This is a genomic window from Stenotrophomonas sp. YJH_SMC_10, assembly GCF_059371555.1.
On record NZ_JCAFUS010000002.1, the window covers coordinates 286,154 to 302,389 of the forward strand.

14 protein-coding genes are annotated in these 16,236 nt (G+C 66.8%); 10 read left to right on the forward strand and 4 right to left on the reverse strand.

Features of this window, described 5'->3' with window-relative positions; translation table 11 throughout:
- The first annotated feature begins 154 nt into the window (after window positions 1-154).
- From AC5P9C_RS04650 to AC5P9C_RS04665, 4 genes are all read left to right on the forward strand, one after another.
- Complete coding sequence (locus AC5P9C_RS04650; RefSeq protein ID WP_346715741.1) at window positions 155-2,578, forward strand: putative bifunctional diguanylate cyclase/phosphodiesterase; 2,424 nt, start codon at window positions 155-157, stop codon at window positions 2,576-2,578.
- Window positions 2,579-2,685: 107 nt separating this feature from the next.
- Window positions 2,686-4,350 carry a sensor domain-containing diguanylate cyclase gene (locus AC5P9C_RS04655; RefSeq protein ID WP_103282684.1) on the forward strand — a complete coding sequence of 555 codons (1,665 nt, stop codon included), beginning with the start codon at window positions 2,686-2,688 and terminating at the stop codon, window positions 4,348-4,350.
- A 34-nt stretch (window positions 4,351-4,384) separates the two neighbouring features.
- A complete protein-coding gene (locus AC5P9C_RS04660; RefSeq protein WP_103282685.1) occupies window positions 4,385-5,107 on the forward strand; it encodes a pseudouridine synthase in 723 nt (240 codons plus the stop codon).
- Window positions 5,108-5,250: 143 nt separating this feature from the next.
- Complete coding sequence (locus AC5P9C_RS04665; RefSeq protein WP_103282686.1) at window positions 5,251-6,321, forward strand: GGDEF domain-containing protein; 1,071 nt, start codon at window positions 5,251-5,253, stop codon at window positions 6,319-6,321.
- A gap of 39 nt (window positions 6,322-6,360) precedes the next feature.
- Here AC5P9C_RS04665 and AC5P9C_RS04670 read toward each other — a convergent pair whose 3' ends face one another.
- A complete protein-coding gene (locus AC5P9C_RS04670; RefSeq protein ID WP_049470145.1) occupies window positions 6,361-7,308 on the reverse strand; it encodes a DMT family transporter in 948 nt (315 codons plus the stop codon).
- 78 nt (window positions 7,309-7,386) lie between these two features.
- Here AC5P9C_RS04670 and AC5P9C_RS04675 point away from each other — a divergent pair, with 78 nt between their 5' ends.
- The gene (locus AC5P9C_RS04675) at window positions 7,387-8,001 is read left to right on the forward strand and encodes a Pr6Pr family membrane protein (RefSeq protein WP_049470148.1); all 615 of its coding nucleotides are present in this window, start codon (window positions 7,387-7,389) and stop codon (window positions 7,999-8,001) included.
- Here the strand turns inward: AC5P9C_RS04675 and AC5P9C_RS04680 are convergent.
- Window positions 7,922-8,797 (reverse strand): DUF72 domain-containing protein, encoded by an 876-nt coding sequence (locus AC5P9C_RS04680; RefSeq protein WP_049470151.1) that lies wholly within the window; start codon window positions 8,795-8,797, stop codon window positions 7,922-7,924. The genes AC5P9C_RS04675 and AC5P9C_RS04680 overlap by 80 nt on opposite strands.
- Entirely contained in the window at window positions 8,794-9,237 is a 444-nt protein-coding gene (locus AC5P9C_RS04685) for a VOC family protein (protein ID WP_103282687.1), read from the reverse strand. The genes AC5P9C_RS04680 and AC5P9C_RS04685 overlap by 4 nt, the downstream gene beginning before the upstream one ends.
- 110 nt (window positions 9,238-9,347) lie before the next feature.
- On the opposite strand from AC5P9C_RS04685, the gene AC5P9C_RS04690 reads away from it, so the two are divergent.
- The 4 genes from AC5P9C_RS04690 (at window position 9,348) to AC5P9C_RS04705 (ending at window position 13,857) form a co-directional block, all read left to right on the forward strand.
- Window positions 9,348-10,910 (forward strand): serine hydrolase, encoded by a 1,563-nt coding sequence (locus AC5P9C_RS04690; protein WP_103282688.1) that lies wholly within the window; start codon window positions 9,348-9,350, stop codon window positions 10,908-10,910.
- A 157-nt stretch (window positions 10,911-11,067) separates the two neighbouring features.
- Window positions 11,068-12,900 carry a multidrug efflux ABC transporter SmrA gene (smrA, locus tag AC5P9C_RS04695; RefSeq protein WP_326423017.1) on the forward strand — a complete coding sequence of 611 codons (1,833 nt, stop codon included), beginning with the start codon at window positions 11,068-11,070 and terminating at the stop codon, window positions 12,898-12,900.
- Between the two features lie 412 nt (window positions 12,901-13,312).
- Window positions 13,313-13,453: a hypothetical protein gene (locus AC5P9C_RS04700; RefSeq protein ID WP_343542210.1), complete on the forward strand. Its 141-nt coding sequence runs from the start codon at window positions 13,313-13,315 to the stop codon at window positions 13,451-13,453.
- Window positions 13,453-13,857: a hypothetical protein gene (locus AC5P9C_RS04705; RefSeq protein WP_343542212.1), complete on the forward strand. Its 405-nt coding sequence runs from the start codon at window positions 13,453-13,455 to the stop codon at window positions 13,855-13,857. The genes AC5P9C_RS04700 and AC5P9C_RS04705 overlap by 1 nt, the downstream gene beginning before the upstream one ends.
- Window positions 13,858-13,952: 95 nt before the next feature.
- Here the strand turns inward: AC5P9C_RS04705 and AC5P9C_RS04710 are convergent, their stop codons facing one another.
- Entirely contained in the window at window positions 13,953-15,761 is a 1,809-nt protein-coding gene (locus AC5P9C_RS04710; RefSeq protein WP_103282691.1) for a DUF885 domain-containing protein, read from the reverse strand.
- Window positions 15,762-15,873: 112 nt separating this feature from the next.
- On the opposite strand from AC5P9C_RS04710, the gene AC5P9C_RS04715 reads away from it, so the two are divergent.
- A complete protein-coding gene (locus AC5P9C_RS04715) occupies window positions 15,874-16,230 on the forward strand; it encodes a GFA family protein (protein ID WP_049470176.1) in 357 nt (118 codons plus the stop codon).
- The last annotated feature ends 6 nt before the right edge of the window (window positions 16,231-16,236 follow it).

Here is a 16,236-nt window from a genome sequence, read left to right on the forward strand (position 1 = left end):
AGGGGATTAAGTCGTATTTGGCCGGCCATGCGCCTGTGCCAAGAACGACTTAATCCCCTCCGTCCCCTTTTTCGCATGGCCCACACATTGCCGGTCCTAGGCTGAGCCGGTTCCTAAGGAGGTTGTCACCGCAGCACATTCAGGGGGATCCGGGATGGGTAGGAGTGGCACGGACCAACACAGCCGGCGGGTGCCGATGACCCGGGGGCTGGGACTGCGATTTGCGTTGTTGACGGGCATGGCGATCGGACTGGTCGCTCTGTCCGCCCTGATCCAGGAACTGCAGGCGGCCTCCACTGCCTGGATCGCCGGCCAGGGCTACTGGTCGCGTGGCCAGCAGGATGCCACTGCCGCACTCAGTCGCTACCTGGCGCGCGGCGATGCCCAGGACCTGGACGACGCACGCCAGGCCCTGCAGGTGCCGTTGGGCGACCTGCAGGCGCGACTGGCGCTGGAACAGGCCGAACCGGACGAGGAAAAAGCCAGGCAGGGCTTCCTGCAGGGCGGCAACGCGCGCGCCGACATCCCACGTCTGGTGTTCTCGTTCCGCTACGCGCGCGACATCGGTGCCTTCCGCGAAGCGAGCGCGTTGTGGCGGCAGACCGATGGCGACCTGATGGCGCTGCAGCGACTGATCGATGAACTGCAGCTGCGGCACGACGGCAGCCTGGTGCCCGTTGCCACACGCGACCACTACCTGCAGCAGCTGCGTGACCTGGACCAGCGGATGAAGGTGCAGAGCCAGGCGTTCTCGCAGGCACTGCTGCGGATGGCCACGCTGGTGCGGCTGGCGACCCTGATGGTCGCGGGCCTGTCGGTGCTGGCGATCAGCCTGATGGCGGTCGCCCTGGCGCGCCGCGTCGGCAAGGACCTGACCGAGCACGAGAGCCGTTTCCGCGCAGCGTTCTACCAGGCCAACGTCGGCATGCTCAAGCTCGACACCGAAGGCAAGGTGATCGAGGCCAACCAGGCGATGGCCGATATCCTCGACCATCGCCGCGACGTGCTGCTGCAGCTGTCGCTGGGTGACCTGCTGATGGACGGTGAGCTGGTCATCGACGGAGTGGGGCGCATCGACTGGGACCGCCAGCTGCGGCCGAGCGAACTGCGCTTCCGCCGTCGCGACGGCAGCCTGGTCTGGGGCCGCTGGAGCGGCACCGGGGTGCGCAGCGCCGGGGGCGGGTTGTCGGTGTTCGCCATCATCGAAGACGTCAGCCAGAACCATGCCCTGGCGCGCGAGATCGAACACCACGCCAGCCATGATCCGCTGACGGGCCTGATCAACCGCCGCGAGATCGAGCGGCTGCTGGAACGCGCGCTGCTGCAGGTGCGCAGCGAAGGCGGCACGCATGCGCTGTGCTACATCAACCTGGACCACTTCAAGCTGGTCAACGACAGCTTCGGCCACGCCGCCGGCGACCAGATGCTGCGCAGCTTCGCCGACTACCTGGTGGCGGCGGTGCGCGATGGCGACTGGGTGGGCCGGCTGGGTGCGGACGAATTCGCGGTGTTCCTTGCCCATGCCGGGCAGGACGAGGCCAAGCGCGTGCTGCAGCGGGTGATCCGCAATCTGGGGCAGGCGACGTTCCCGATCAGCGAGGGCAGCCCGCAGCTGAGCTGCAGCATCGGCGTGGTCGAGGTCAGCGCCGAGGCACCGGATGTGAACTGGTTGATGAGCGCCGCCGACAGCGCCTGCTACGCGGCCAAGCAGGCCGGCCGCAACCGCGTGCACTGCTTCAACGAAGACCGCATGGCACTGGAGGAGCGGCGCCAGGAAGCCGAGCGCCTGCAGGGCGTCAGCCTGGCCATGGCCGAGAACCGCATGGTCCTGTACGCGCAGCGCATCGCCCGCGTCGGCGATCCCAGCTACCTGCACTATGAGGTCCTGGTGCGCATGCGCGGCAGCGATGGCAGCCTGCACCTGCCAGGCCAGTTCATGCCGGCGGTGGAGCGCTACGGAATGGCCGTGGCGCTGGACCGGCACGTGCTCGGCCTGCTGTTCCGGCATCTGCAGGTATGCCCGGCGCACGTGCGGCAGCTGGGACTGTGCAACGTCAACGTGTCGGCGCAGTCGATCGCCGAGCCCGGCTTCCTTGCCTTTGTCTGCGACCTGCTGGAGCGCAACCGCGCGCTGGCCGCCAAGCTGTGCTTCGAGATCACCGAAACGGCGGCGATCAGCAACCTCAGCCAGGCGCGCGCCTTCATCGACGCGGTGAAGGCACGGGGGTGCCGGATGGCCCTGGATGATTTCGGCTCCGGCCTGTCCTCGTTCGGATACCTGCGCCAGTTGCCGGCCGATATCCTGAAGATCGACGGGGCATTCGTGCGCGACATGGATACTGATCCGGTCAGCCATGCCACGGTGCGCGCGATCAGTGAGCTGGGGCGCGAGCTGCAGATGGAGGTGGTGGCCGAATGGGTGGAGACCGCCGAAGTGGCCGCCGCACTGACCCGGCTCGGGGTGCAGGGCCTGCAGGGCTATGCGATCGAGCGGCCGCAGCCGCTGGAGCGGATGACCCTGGCCGACCTGCGGCCGGTGCGCCTGGTGGCGGTGAAGGGGCCGCCCGCCGCTGGCTGAACCTGACAGCGACCTTGGTCTACACGTGGGCGGTGGCCGTGGCTGCGATAATGCCCGCCAGGGGCGACGTGCAGTGGGCGCGGGCGTAAGCAGGAAACGGGACTGGCGTGGGCGGCAGGCAGTGGCAGTACGGAACAGGAGCGGTGCTGGTCGTGCTGCTGGTGTGGTTGGCGACGCCGTGGCCGTTGTGGGCCGCCGCAGCCGAAGCCGGGCGCGACTATCTGCTGGTCGGTGCAGGCACCGATGAGCCGACCCCGCATCGCGCATGCACGGCGGCCATGCTGGCCGGTTCGCGGCAGCAGGTGCTGGTGCCCGCGCCGCCGGAAGGCTGGTCAGGCCAGCCGCAGGCACTGGACGTGTTCAATGTGTTCGCCGGCGAAGTCCGCGTGCAGCACGGTGATCGCGAAATCTGCGGCAACATGCACGATGCCCGTACCCGAGACTCACGCTTCCGCGCCGGCATCGGGCTGGTGGCGGTGCCGCCGGCGGGCAGCCACGAACCGTTCCGGGTTTCGTGGCAGACACCGCTGAAGGCGCGCTGGGTACCGACCCTGCGGTTGGGGGCGCCCAGCCCGGTGCAGCAGAACGATACCGCCCGCCTGCTGGTGCGCGCGGCCTGCATCGCCGTGGCAATCGCGCTGGCATTGTCGGCACTGATGGCCTTCCTCACCACCCGCGACCGCAGTTTCCTGGTCTACATCGCCGGTACCACCGTGCTGGTGCTGTGGCAGGCCATCCTCGGGGGGCTGAGCGGCTACCCCGAGCCCTGGCTGCCGGTAGGTGAGCGCAGCGCGTGGTGGCTGCTGGCATTGACCGCGGCGTCCCAGGCGCTGGTGCTGCCGGCGTTGTGGCGCCTGAACGGCGGTGACCGCCTGCTGCCGGGTTCGCGTCCATTGCAGCGGCTGGCGCTGTGGGGACTGCTGCTGCTGGCCGTACTGGTGCCCTGGCTGCCGTGGCGCAGCCTGGCCTGGGTGGCGCAGGGCCTGCAGCTGTCCTACCTGCTGGGCTGTGGCCTGGCGCTGGCAGTCGGGGTGTGGGCGCGGCTGCGCGGCGATCGCTGGGCGCAGGCAGGGCTGGCCGCGCTGGCACCGATGCTGGTACTGATCCTGGCCGATGCCTGCCGCGCCGGGTGGTTGCTGGAATACCGCGTGGAAGCCCTGCAGCTGGCGGTGACCTGGCTGCTGATGATGGCCGCCTATGCGCTGAACCAGCGGCTGGGGCGCCTGCGCCAGCAGCGCGATGAACTGCGCCAGCTGGCCGAAACCGATGGCCTGACCGGCCTGCCCAACCGCCGCGCCGGGCTGCAGCAGCTGGCCCAGCACCTGGAGCGGGTGGATCGCGAGCGCGGCCCGCTGGTGATCGGTTTTCTCGACATCGACCTGTTCAAGGACATCAATGACCGCCACGGCCACGGCGTGGGCGACCAGGTGCTGGTGGCGGTGGCGCGTGCGTTGCGGTCCGCGGTCCGCAGCCAGGACCAGGTGGTGCGGATGGGCGGCGAGGAATTCCTGCTGCTGATGCCGGGGATGCCGCGCGAGGCCGCGTCGGCCCGCCTGGATCGCCTGCGCCAGCACATCACCGAGGCCGGTCGGGCGTTGCAGGTGCCCGGTCTGGAGGTGACCGCCAGCATCGGCCTGGCGCAATGGCGGCCGGGCGAGGACGACCTGGCCGCGCTGCTGCGCCGCGCCGACCACGCCATGTACGTGGCCAAGCGCGCCGGCCGCAACCGCGTATTCGACGGCGAAGCGCTCGATCCGCCCGGGCTCGCATGAAGCGCCGCGCGCGGCAATGCCGGATAATGGGCCGATGACCACCCGACTCAACAAACATATCGCCGACACCGGCTTCTGCTCCCGCCGCGAGGCCGATCGCCTGATCGCCGCCCGCCGGGTCACCGTCAACGGCCATCCGGCCGGCACCGGCGCGGTGGTGGGCGAGGACGACCAGGTGCTGGTCGACGGCCAGCCGCTGCGCGCGCGCGTGGCCCGCAAGCCCGGCGCCCGCCGCCACGTCTACATCGCGCTGAACAAGCCGGTCGGCGTCACCTGCACCACCGAAACGTCGGTCAAGGGCAACATCGTCGACTTCGTCGGCCATGAACAGCGCATCTTCCCGATCGGCCGCCTCGACAAGGACTCCGAAGGCCTGATCCTGATGACCAGCAACGGCGACATCGTCAACCAGATCCTGCGTGCCGAGAACGGCCACCAGAAGGAGTACCTGGTGGCGGTGAACAAGCCGGTCACCGATGAGTTCCTGCGCGGCATGGCCCGTGGCGTTCGCATCCACGACCAGATAACGCTGCCGTGCAAGACCTCGCGCATCGCCAAGTTCGGTTTCCGCATTACCCTGCAGCAGGGCCTGAACCGGCAGATCCGCCTGATGGCCGCCGAGTTCGGCTATCGGGTGACCCAGCTGCGCCGCGTCCGCATCGACAACATCAAGATCGGTGCCCTGAAGCCGGGCCAGTGGCGCAACCTGACCGAGCAGGAGCTGCAGGGCCTGCTGCCGAAGCAGCTGGACTGGTAACGCGCGGGAGTGCCGGCCGCTGGCCGGCTGCATCCGGCATCGAATGAGCGCGGATGCCGGCCAACGGCCGGCACCACCCAGGGTGCAGATTGGGGACCGGCATCCGCTAGACTTCGCGGTGACCTGCCGGAACGTGACGCTGCATGATCAAGCCCGACAAGCCTGCCAACGAAGCTCTGAGGCTCGAGGCGCTGTACCGCTACCGCATCCTTGATTCGGAACGTGAAAAATCCTTCGACGACCTGGTGGTGATCGCCAAGGCGGTCTGTGGCACCTCGATGGCGGCGGTGACCCTGATCGATGTCGAGCGGCAATGGTTCAAGTCGATCCAGGGCATCGATGCGGCAGAAAACCTGCGCAGCGAATCGATGTGCGGCCACGCCATCCTGCAGCCGCAGCAGATCATGGTGGTCGAGGATGCACTGCAGGACATCCGCTTCCACGACAACCCGGTGGTGGTGGGTGATCCGCACATCCGTTTCTATGCCGGTGCGCCGCTGATCAGTTCCGATGGCCTGCCGCTGGGCACGCTGTGCGTGTTCGATGCGCAGCCGCAGCATCTGGCCAGCGACAAGGCCGAGGCGCTGGCTGCGCTGTCGCGGCAGGTGATGCTGGTGATGGAGCTGCGCCGCTTCGCGCTCGACATCCAGAAGCACATGCTGGAACGCGATGACTACGAGCGCCTGCTGTCGGAGTACCAGGACGTGCTGCTGGCGCAGAATGCCGACCTGGCCGCGCAGAGCCGCACCGATGCGTTGACCGGCCTGCCGAACCGCCGCGCGATGGCGGCGGCGCTGGAAGAGGCCGTTGCGCCAAGCGGAGACCTGCCCGGTGTGGCGTGCGTGGCGCTGCTGGACGTCGACCATTTCAAGCACATCAATGACTTCCAGGGCCACGCCACCGGCGACCGCGTGCTGGCCGAGCTGGGCGTGCTGCTGCGCTCGCACTTCGCCGGCCGTGGCATGGCCGCGCGCTATGGCGGCGAGGAGTTCGTGGTGGTGATGCCGGCGACCGACCTGCGCACCGCCGAACTGCAATGCGAATTCCTGCGCCTGGCGGTGGCCGACCTGCCGCTTGGCTTCCCGGTCACGATCAGCATCGGCGTTGCCCAGCACCAGCCAGGGGAGACCGTGGATCAAATGCTGGCACGCGCCGACAAGGCGCTGTACCGGGCCAAGGGCAATGGCCGCAACCGGGTGGAACGGGCGGACTGAATCAGCACCGGCCCACTACCAGCGCCTGCGTGGCTGCGCTCAATCGGCGATGTTGCGCGCCTCGGCCGTGCCAAGGATTTCAGGGTGCTGCACCGGCTTGCGGCGGTTCAGCAGTGGATGCAGGAACACCGCGCCGACGATGATCGCCACGCCCAGGTAGAACCACGGGGTCACCTCGTGCTGTTCGCGCAGCAGCACCACCGCCAGCACCACCGCATAGACCGGCTCCAGGTTGGTCACCAGCTGCACCGTGTAGGCGCTCAGGTGGCGCAGCGCGACCAGGGCCAGGGCAAACGGCAGCAGCGTGCAGAACCCGGCCAGCACCAGCAGCAGGATGCCGTCGTGCAGATTCGGGACCACCCATAGCGGGCTGGCCAGCGCGGGCAGCAGGAACGGCATCAGCGGCGCCAGCAGGGTCAGGGTCAGGGTGCCGGCACCCAGTTCCAGCGCGGTGACCGTAAGTGGATCGGCGTGGCTGACCATGCGCTTGTTGAGCGAGCCGAACACGGCCACCAGCAGCGCCGACAGCGCACCGATCAACACGCCCAGGCGCATGCCATCGGGCACGCCGCCGACCACCAGCGCAACGCCCGGCAGCACCGCCAGGCCGAACGCCAGTTCACGCAGCTGGAACGGACGCTTGGCGACCCAGGGTTCGATGATGGAGGTGAACACCGGCGCCAGCGCGATGCAGGTGGCCGCCACCGAGGCATTGGCCAGCTTCACCGCGCCGTAGAACGTCAGCCAGTGCAGGGCCACCAGCGCACCGATGCCGGCGTAGCCGGCCACCAGCCGTAGCGGCAGCGTGCGCAATCCTCGCCAGACCCGCGGCAGCAACGCCAGCATCGCCGTCACCAGCAGCATGCGCCACCACACCAGCGGCAGTGCGGGCAGGGTGATCAGCTTGCCGAGGATGGCGGTGACGCCCCACAGCAGGACACAGAAGTGGATCTGCCACAGCGCTTTGCGGGTGTCGGGTGTGCTCATCCGCCTATTGTGAGGCAATCGCGCGGCAGCCGGCGATGCCTGTGGCATGCTCGCGGAAACCTGCCCAGGGACCCCGCCATGGCTGCCGACCGCTCCGTCCTGCGCACCTGGGCCGCGCTGACCGCACTGATCGCCGCCGCGTCGTTGCTGCTGCAGTACCTGCTGCTGGTGCGCGGGGCAGGCGCAGGGGCCGGGATCGGCACGGTGACGCTGCGCTTCTTCGGTTACTTCACCATCCTCAGCAACCTGGCGGTGTGCGTGGGATGCGTCAGGCTGGTGCGTGCGGGCGTGCTGGGCACGACGGTCGCCGCAGTGCTCGCGTTGTGCATCGGGGTGACGGCCTGCGTCTACGTGCTGGCGCTGCAGGGCCTGTGGCAGCCCAGCGGATTGCAGTGGTGGGTCGATGCCGGCCTGCACTACGCGGTACCGGCGCTGTACCTGCTGGGGTGGTGCTGGCTGCTGCCGCATGGGGCGCTGCGCTGGCGCGCGCTGGGCACGGTGCTGTGGGTGCCGCTGATCTACCTGGGGTGGGCGATGTGGGTGGCCGTTGTGACAGGGCAGGCGCCGTATCCGTTCCTGGAACTGCAACGGCTGGGGCTGGCCGCGTTCCTGCTCAACGTGCTGCGCGTGGCGGGCGTGTTCGTGACGGGGTGGACGCTGCTGTGGGGGCTGGATCGCTGGCGTCGTCGATGAGGCGCTGAAGGGCCATCGCCGCGGCCGGATTGCGTGCCTTGCCCGCGCCGATGCACAGCAGGTAGACCTCGCGTGGTGCGAGCGCGGCTGGCTTGGCCAGGCAGGGCAGGTCGTCCACCGGCTCGCCGCGTGACCAGCGCAGCGCACGCTCGGCCCAGCGCCGCTGCACCGGGGCGGGCAGCCCCTCCTTCAAGCGGGCCTGGCTGCGCTTGATCCGTGCGTAGACGAAGCCGGCACTGACATCGCCGTGCAACGGCGCCTCGTCGCTGTCTTCGATCACCAGCGCCACGCCGTGGCGGCGCGCGGCGGCGACCAGCGCCGGACCATGTGCCGCGGCGTTGCGCACCTCCAGCGCGTGCTGCAGCGGCACACCCTGCAGCTGCTTGGGAAGCTCAGCCATCAGCCGATCCAGCGCCTCGGCATCGGCCGGATGGCGTGGATCGAACTGCCACAGCAACGGGCCGAGCCGGTCACCCAGCGCCAGCGCCGCCTCCAGGAAGGGCGCGGCCGCGTCCACGGTGCTGGACAGGTCGCGACGCTGGACCAGGTAGCGTGGCGCCTTCATCGAGAAACGGAAGCCCTGTGGCGTCTGCGCTGCCCACTGCGCGCACTGGCCAGGGGTGGGCGTGCGGTAGAAGGTGCCATTGATCTCGATGCAGCGCAGGGCGCGACTGGCATGGGCCAGTTCCTCGCGCTGTGGCAGCCCTGCCGGATAGAACACGCCCCCGCGCCACGCGGGAAACACCCAGCCACCGATGCCACAGCGGATCTCCGCCGGGTGCGACGACGCGATCACTGGCCGTGGTCCTCGCGCCACGGGTCGTAGCTGCCAAACCACCACAGGTAGCCTTCCGGATCGGCGCAGGCGTAGCCACGGCCGCCGTAGTCCTGGTCGGCGATGTCGATGACGATGCGCGCGCCGGCAGCCTTGGCCCGGGCATAGTGCGCGTCGGCATCGCTGACGATCACGCAGGCGCTCTGGGTCTGGCGCCCGCCGACTTCTTCGGGCAGTACCGCGTGTTCGCTCCATGTGCTCTGGTTACCCGCCGAGCCCAGCATGACCATGCCGGTGCCGAAGGTCATCTGGGCGTGGAACACGGTATCGCCGTCGGCGTATACAGCCTGGGCATGGAAACCGAAGGCGCGCTGCAGCCAGTCGATGGCGGCCAGCGCATCGCGGTAGCGCAGGCATGGAATGATGGTGGAGCCCTTGCTGGACTGCCCGTTCTGTCCCATGACACCCCTCCTATGGCACAGGGCAGGGTGCATCGGTGACCGTTACCATCCCGCGAAACCCCGGTGACGGCCTGCACACGGCCGCCACCCCTGTTCGGAGATCGTGCTGCATGAACACCTGGATTGGAGGAGCCGTGCTGCTGGCGTGCACGACCATGGCGAGCGCGGCGACCCCGCCGCCGCTGCAGGATCTGGATGCGACCGTCGAGCGCGTGCGCGCGCAGTTCGACGTGCCCGGCATCGCGGTGGCCGTGGTCAAGGACGGCGAGGTGGTGCTGGAGCGCGGCTGGGGCGTGCGCGAGCAGGGCAAGCCGGAGCCGGTGGAGGCCGACACGCTGTTCGCCATCGCCTCCAATACCAAGGCGTTCACCGCCACTTCGCTGAACCTGCTGGCCGAGGACGGCAAGCTGAAGATGGACGACAAGGTGATCGAGCACCTGCCATCGTTCCGCATGTCCGATCCCTTCGTGACCGGGCAGATGACGATCCGCGACCTGCTCTCGCACCGCAGCGGACTGAGCCTGGGCGCCGGCGACCTGCTGTTCTGGCCGACCACCTCCTACAGCAATGCCGAAGTGGTGGAGCGGCTGGGCAGGGTGCCGCTGAAGGGCGGCTTCCGCGAAAACTATGCCTACGACAACATCCTGTACGCGGTGGCCCAGCAGGTGATCGAACATGTCTCCGGCATGAGCTACCAGCAGTTCCTGCAGACCCGCATCTTCGACAAGGTGGGCATGGCCGGCACGCGCTACAACGCCGACCACCTGAAGCCGGGCGACAAGGCCGCGGTCGGCCACGCCAAGTACGATTTCAAGGACCTGCGCACCGTCGCGCCGCTGACCTGGTCGAACAATGCCGGTGCCGGTGGCATCTATTCCAGCGCGCACGACATGGCGCGCTGGATGCAGGTGCAGCTGGCCGAGGGCAAGCTTGCCGATGGCACGGTGCTGTTCAGTGAAAAAAGCCAGCAGCAGATGTGGCGGATGATCACCCCGCAGTCGATCCCGGCGCCGAGCGTGCCGGAGCTGGCACCGGCACGGGCCAATTTTGCCGGCTATGGCGAGGGCTGGAGCCTGAGCGATTACCGTGGACGCAAGCTGGTCTGGCACACCGGCGGCTGGCCGGGCATGGTCTCGCGGCTGACCCTGGTGCCGGGCGAAAAGCTGGGCGTGGTGGTGCTGACCAACCAGGAAGTGGGCGCGGCGTTCAACGCGATCACCCTGAGCGTGCTCGACGCTTACCTGGGTGGCGACAAGCACGACTGGGTGGACGCCTATGCCAAGGCTGTGGCCAAGGGCCAGGACAAGGCCGACGAGGCCTGGGCCAAGCACCAGCGTGCGCGCGACGCCGGCAGCAAGCCGTCGCTGGCGCTGGCCGGCTACACCGGCACGTTCCGCGACCAGTGGTACGGCGACATGCAGATCAGTGCCGCAGGCAAGGGCCTGCGCCTGCGCTTCATGAAGACCGCGCAGCTGAGCGGCCGCCTGGAGCACTGGCAGCACGACACCTTCATCGTGCGCTGGGACGACCGTTCGCTCAACGCCGACGCGTTCGTGAACTTCAGCCTGGATCCGGATGGCAAGGTGCGCGAGGTACGGATGCAGTCGATTTCCGACCTGACCGACTTCAGCTTCGATTTCCAGGACCTGCTGTTCACCCCGGTCAGGGAGTGAGGCTGGTGCCGGCCGCTGGCCGGCAACCCGATGATCCCCGGATGCGTCGCGAGGCTGCCGGCCAGCGGCCGGCACTACCGGAGCCGCGGGTGACCGTCGGCTGGCGTACACATCCGTCGTGGGATACTCCGCCGCTTGCAAGAGGCGAGGGAATGCGATGTTCCGTTGGTTTGAATCCCTGATTCCAGTGTTCCCGCCCGTGGATGGGCGCATGCCACCGCGCAAGGTGCTGCCGTTCTACCTGCACTACCTGCGCCCGGTGTGGCCGGTGCTGCTGGCGACGCTGATCGCCGGCCTGCTGCTGGCGCTGGTGGAAGTGGCGATGTTCGATTACCTGGGCCGCATCGTCGACATGGTCGCCGAGCAGCCCGGTGCCGATTTCTTCAGGCGCCATGCCAATGAACTGGGCTGGATGCTGTTCATCACGGTCATCGCGCGGCCGATCCTGGTCGGCCTGCACAACCTGCTGGTCAACCAGGCCATCGTGCCCGGCCTGAGCAACCGCTCGCGCTGGCTGATGCACAACTACGTGGTGCGGCAGAGCCTGAGCTTCTTCCAGAACGACTTTGCCGGCAGCGTTGCCAACCGGGTGATGCAGACCGGTACCTCGCTGCGCGAGTCGGCGGTGCAGATGGTCGACTCGCTCTGGTACATCGTGGTCTATACCGGCACCGCGCTGTACCTGTTCGCGCAGGCCGACTGGCGGCTGATGGTGCCACTGATCCTGTGGCTGCTGGCCTACGCGGTGATCCTGGTCTACTTCGTCCCGCGCGCGAAGGAACGGGCCTGGATTGCGTCCGAAGCGCGTTCCAAGGCGATGGGCCGCATCGTCGATGGCTACACCAACATCCCCACGCTGAAGCTGTTCGCCCACGGCGGACGCGAGCAGGCCTACGTGGCCGAGTCGATCCAGGAGCTGGCAGTCAAGCACCGCGCGCAGACCCGGGTGACCACCGGCATGGACCTGACCATCGCCATCGTCAACGGTTTCCTGATTGCCGGTACCTGTGGCCTGGCCCTGTGGCTGTGGAATGGCGGCCACATCACCGTCGGCGCGATCACGCTCGCGACCGGCCTGGTGATCCGCATCCACAACATGTCCGGCTGGATCATGTGGACCATCAACGGCATCTTCGAGGACATCGGCACGGTACAGGATGGCATCACCACCATCGCCCAGCCGCTGACCGTGCAGGACCGCGAGGATGCGGTACCGCTGCAGGTGACCCGCGGTGGCGTGCACTTCCAGGACATCCACTTCCACTATGGCAAGAAGGGCGGCGTGATCGCCGGCCTCGACCTGGTGGTGAAGCCGGGTGAGAAGATCGGCCTGGTCGGTCCCTCCGGCGCCGGCAAGTCGACCCTGGTCAACGTGCTGCTGCGCCTGTACGACCTGGAGAGCGGCCGCATCCTGATCGATGGTCAGGACATTGCGCGCGTCACCCAGGAAAGCCTGCGGCAGCAGATCGGCGTGGTCACCCAGGACACCTCGCTGCTGCATCGCTCGATCCGCGACAACCTGTTGTATGGCCGTCCAGACGCAACCGAAGAGCAGTTGCGCGCTGCCGTGGCCAAGGCGCGTGCCGAAGCCTTCATCGACACGCTGGTGGACGGGCAGGGGCGTCGCGGCTACGACGCGCATGTCGGCGAGCGTGGCGTGAAGCTCTCCGGCGGCCAGCGCCAGCGCATCGCCATTGCCCGCGTGCTGCTGAAGGACGCCCCGATCCTGGTGCTGGACGAAGCCACCTCGGCGCTGGACTCGGAAGTGGAAGCGGCGATCCAGGACAGCCTGGATGAGCTGATGGGCGGCAAGACGGTGATCGCGATCGCGCACCGGCTGTCGACCATCGCGCGCATGGACCGGCTGGTGGTGATGGACCAGGGCCGCATCGTCGAGACCGGCAGCCATGCCGAGCTGATTGCCGCCGGTGGCCTGTACGCACGGTTGTGGGCGCGGCAGACCGGTGGTTTCGTGGCGGCCGATCAATGATCGCTTCGGGGTCGGATCCCTCCCTGCGGGAGGGCTCTCAATGTGATCGGCTTCTGGAGCAGAGACTAGTCTGACCCAATTCCCGCACACCCTACTGTTGGCGTTCAATCTGGCTACCTAAGTTGCAGCTACAGCACCGAACTGCGGTAGTCGCTGGAATTGAATCTAGTTTGCGGACAAGTGCTAGGCGAGTACGTAGCTGCGTAAGACAATGGGGTCGACCGAATTTCTGCTTCTCAGCGCGTCGCGAATGCGCTCTAGCTCGCTAGGCGATCGTCAAGGACTAAATTTTATTTGTACTTGGCCGATAACTAGCTGAATTCAGGTGGCCATCGCGGCTATCTTGAGTTGGAAAAGTAGTGATGTGATTGGTGAGTCTAACAGCATGATCTGAAGGAACAGGGAGAAGTTGATGAAGAAGACTGCTAAAAAGACAGTGAAGAAGGCTGCCAAGAAGGTTGCTGCTAAGAAGGCAGTAAAAAAGGTTGCGAAAAAAGTTGCTCGCCGAAAATCAGATGGAACTGGATACCCTGGTCCGAGCGGGAGCATGTGATGAGTACCCTTAACGATGCTCGCGCTGATCTCAAATCCGTCAGCGAAAAAATTTCGGAGCTGTCCAAGACCATTGCTCTGAGCGTGATCGGTCTGTGTTGGGTGCTACTTCTCGGAGGTAAAGACGCTCCCGCACTTCCGAATCAGGTCGACACTTACCTTATTGCTTTCTCCATTATTGCGTCGTTGTTATCGTTGGTCGCTGGCTACTTCCAGTATTTGTTCGCGTATGCGAGCTCAAAGGCAGCGCACGATGCCGCAGAATCTGCGGGATCCGATAGCGTAACATTTGATAGTAAATCAATACTCTATCGAATGCGCACATGGCTGTTTTATTTGAAGCAGTTCTTGGCTGGAATCTCGGTAGTCTTGTTGATAGTCGCAATAGTGAAGACCTTCAACTGACCACCAGGTGGCAGAAGCACTTTCTTTTAAGCCATAAACAAGAAAACGGCCCGGGTCTCTCCGGGCCGTTCCGTTTCCATCTCACACCCAACCAATCACTCGATCGGCTGGTCCAGCATCAGCTGGCGTGCGAAACGCACCGGCGGTGCGCCGTAGGACAGCATCTGGTCGTGGTAGGCCTTGAGGTTGAACTTGTCGCCCAGCTTCTCCTGCACCGCCTTGCGGGTGTCGAAGTGTTCCTGCGCGCCGACGAAGTAGGTCGGCAGCTGCGCCGAGGTCAGCTGCGCACGCACCCACTTGCCGGCCGCTTCGCTTTCCTGCTGGAACGCGTCGTGGGTCATCAGGTGCATCGCCTTCTCGCGATCCCAGTTGTCCACGTGCACGCCCTGGTCGAGGATCGCGTTGGAGATCGTGCGCAGGTAGAACTTCAGCTGCACCAGGTGGAACAGCGGGTCGTTGTTGAGGTAGCCCTGCTCCTGCATCATGCGCTCGGTGTAGACCGCCCAGCCCTCGGCGAACAGGCCCGAACGCAGCACCGCACGCAGGGTGGAGGGGAACTTGGCCGAGTGCCAGCCTTCCAGGTAGTGGCCCGGGGTGCCTTCGTGGATGCTCAGCAGGTGGATCATGCGCGAGTTGTACTCACGCAGGAACGAGTCGACCTGCTTCTCGTTCCAGTCGTCCGGAATCGGCGACACGGCGTAGAAGGTCTTCAGGTTCTTGTCCAGCGGGCCCGGCGAATCGCAGTAGGCCACGGCCACGCCGCGCTGGAATTCCGGCATCAGGATGATGTCCACCGGCGCGTCGGGCAGGGTCATCAGGTCGTGTTCGCGCACGAATGCAGTGGACTGCGCCAGCGCGGCCTTGGCGTCGTCGACCACCTTGTCGCGTGCCGGCTTGTCGGCGTAGGCCAGTTCCAGCGCGGCCTCGATCGCCTTCTGCTGCTGCTCGTCGGTCGGCTGGGCCGGCATCTCCGGCGCCCCCGGCTTGTCCTTCAGCACGGTCTGCGCGATGCCGTACATGTCCCGGCGAACGCGCGTCAGTTCGGCGCGCGCACGCTCACCGATCTGCTGGCGCGACAGCGAGGAGTTCAGCGCGAACTTCAGCTTCTGGTCGTACTTTTCCGCACCGATGCGGAAGTCGCCCTTGGCATTGGGTACCAGCGTCTTGTCCAGCCAGGTCTGCTGCTCGTCCACCGCCTTCTTCAGGCCCTCGATGGCCGCCTGCAGACGCTGCTGGTCGGCCTGCGGCAGTTCGCCGATGTGCGGGGTGATGAAGGTATCGACGATGCTGAGGATGCCCTTGTTCTGCTTGGCCACGGTCTCGGCGTGGATCTTCGGCACGCGGGCCGGATCCAGGTTCTCGCGCGCCTGGGCGAAGATCGCCGGCAGCTTTTCCATGCGCGCGGTGGCCGACTTCAGGCGTTCCGGCAGCGGCGCGAACTCGCGCGCCATCAGGCCATAGATCGCACTGCCGGCGATGCCGTTGTACAGCTGCGGGTCCCACTTGCCGGACTGCAGCACTTCGGCGTTCCAGATTTCCGACTGCAGCTGGTTGCGCAGGATCGCCGCGTCCACCTGGTTCTCGCGGCCCAGCTTGGCCACATCGATCTTGTCCAGCTCGCCCAGCAACGCCTTGTAGGCGTCCACGGTCTTCTGCTGGCCGGCGGCGCTCAGGTCGTCCAGTTCGCTGTCGTAGCGGTGGTCGCCGATCTGGGTGGCGCTGACCGGCGACAGCTGCATCCAGGTGTCCAGCGCGCGCTTGGACAGATCGGCGAAGGCGGCGTCGACCGCCGCGTCAGCGGCCTGCTGGCCGGCGGCCGGGGCGGCAGCGGTGGTCGGGGCGTCGGCTGGCTGGCAACCGGCCAGCGCAGCGACCAGGGCGAGGGCAAGAAGATGCGGGCGCATCGGCGTTCCTGTACAGGGGCAAACCCCGAGCATAGGGCCCTGGGGCTGCTTTGTCCCCGTGCCATAGGATTACCATGGACACAGACAAGGACCCTCCAGCGGAGCGCAGGACATGCAATACCAGGGAAGCTGCCATTGCGGCAGGATCGCATTCACCGTACAGGCCGAGGCGCCGATCAGCGACGTCCTCGACTGCAACTGCTCGCTGTGCCGCCGCCGCGGCGGCCTGCTGTGGTTTGCCCCGCGTGAGGCGTTCGAGTTGGTCACCGATCCGGCGGACGTAGCCACCTACCATTTCAACAAGGCCCACATCGACCATCACCACTGCCGCACGTGCGGCATCGCACCCTACAGCGAGGCGGTCGACCCGCGTACCGGCACGCCGATGGTGGCGGTGAACGTGCGCTGCGTACCGCAGGTGGATCTGGCCGGTCTTTCGGTCACCTCTTACAACGGAGCCGCACTGTGACGGGCG

Excerpts from the sequence above, each read along its gene's own strand:
- AC5P9C_RS04690 (WP_103282688.1), top strand. The coding sequence starts at position 9,348 with ATGAACACCTGGATTGGAGGAGCCGTGCTGCTGGCGTGCACGACCATG.
- AC5P9C_RS04660 (WP_103282685.1), top strand. The coding sequence starts at position 4,385 with ATGACCACCCGACTCAACAAACATATCGCCGACACCGGCTTCTGCTCC.
- AC5P9C_RS04665 (WP_103282686.1), top strand. The coding sequence starts at position 5,251 with ATGATCAAGCCCGACAAGCCTGCCAACGAAGCTCTGAGGCTCGAGGCG.
- AC5P9C_RS04670 (WP_049470145.1), bottom strand. The coding sequence starts at position 7,308 with ATGAGCACACCCGACACCCGCAAAGCGCTGTGGCAGATCCACTTCTGT.
- smrA (WP_326423017.1), top strand. The coding sequence starts at position 11,068 with ATGTTCCGTTGGTTTGAATCCCTGATTCCAGTGTTCCCGCCCGTGGAT.
- AC5P9C_RS04685 (WP_103282687.1), bottom strand. The coding sequence starts at position 9,237 with ATGGGACAGAACGGGCAGTCCAGCAAGGGCTCCACCATCATTCCATGC.
- AC5P9C_RS04650 (WP_346715741.1), top strand. The coding sequence starts at position 155 with ATGGGTAGGAGTGGCACGGACCAACACAGCCGGCGGGTGCCGATGACC.
- AC5P9C_RS04715 (WP_049470176.1), top strand. The coding sequence starts at position 15,874 with ATGCAATACCAGGGAAGCTGCCATTGCGGCAGGATCGCATTCACCGTA.
- AC5P9C_RS04700 (WP_343542210.1), top strand. The coding sequence starts at position 13,313 with ATGAAGAAGACTGCTAAAAAGACAGTGAAGAAGGCTGCCAAGAAGGTT.
- AC5P9C_RS04705 (WP_343542212.1), top strand. The coding sequence starts at position 13,453 with ATGAGTACCCTTAACGATGCTCGCGCTGATCTCAAATCCGTCAGCGAA.
- AC5P9C_RS04710 (WP_103282691.1), bottom strand. The coding sequence starts at position 15,761 with ATGCGCCCGCATCTTCTTGCCCTCGCCCTGGTCGCTGCGCTGGCCGGT.
- AC5P9C_RS04675 (WP_049470148.1), top strand. The coding sequence starts at position 7,387 with ATGGCTGCCGACCGCTCCGTCCTGCGCACCTGGGCCGCGCTGACCGCA.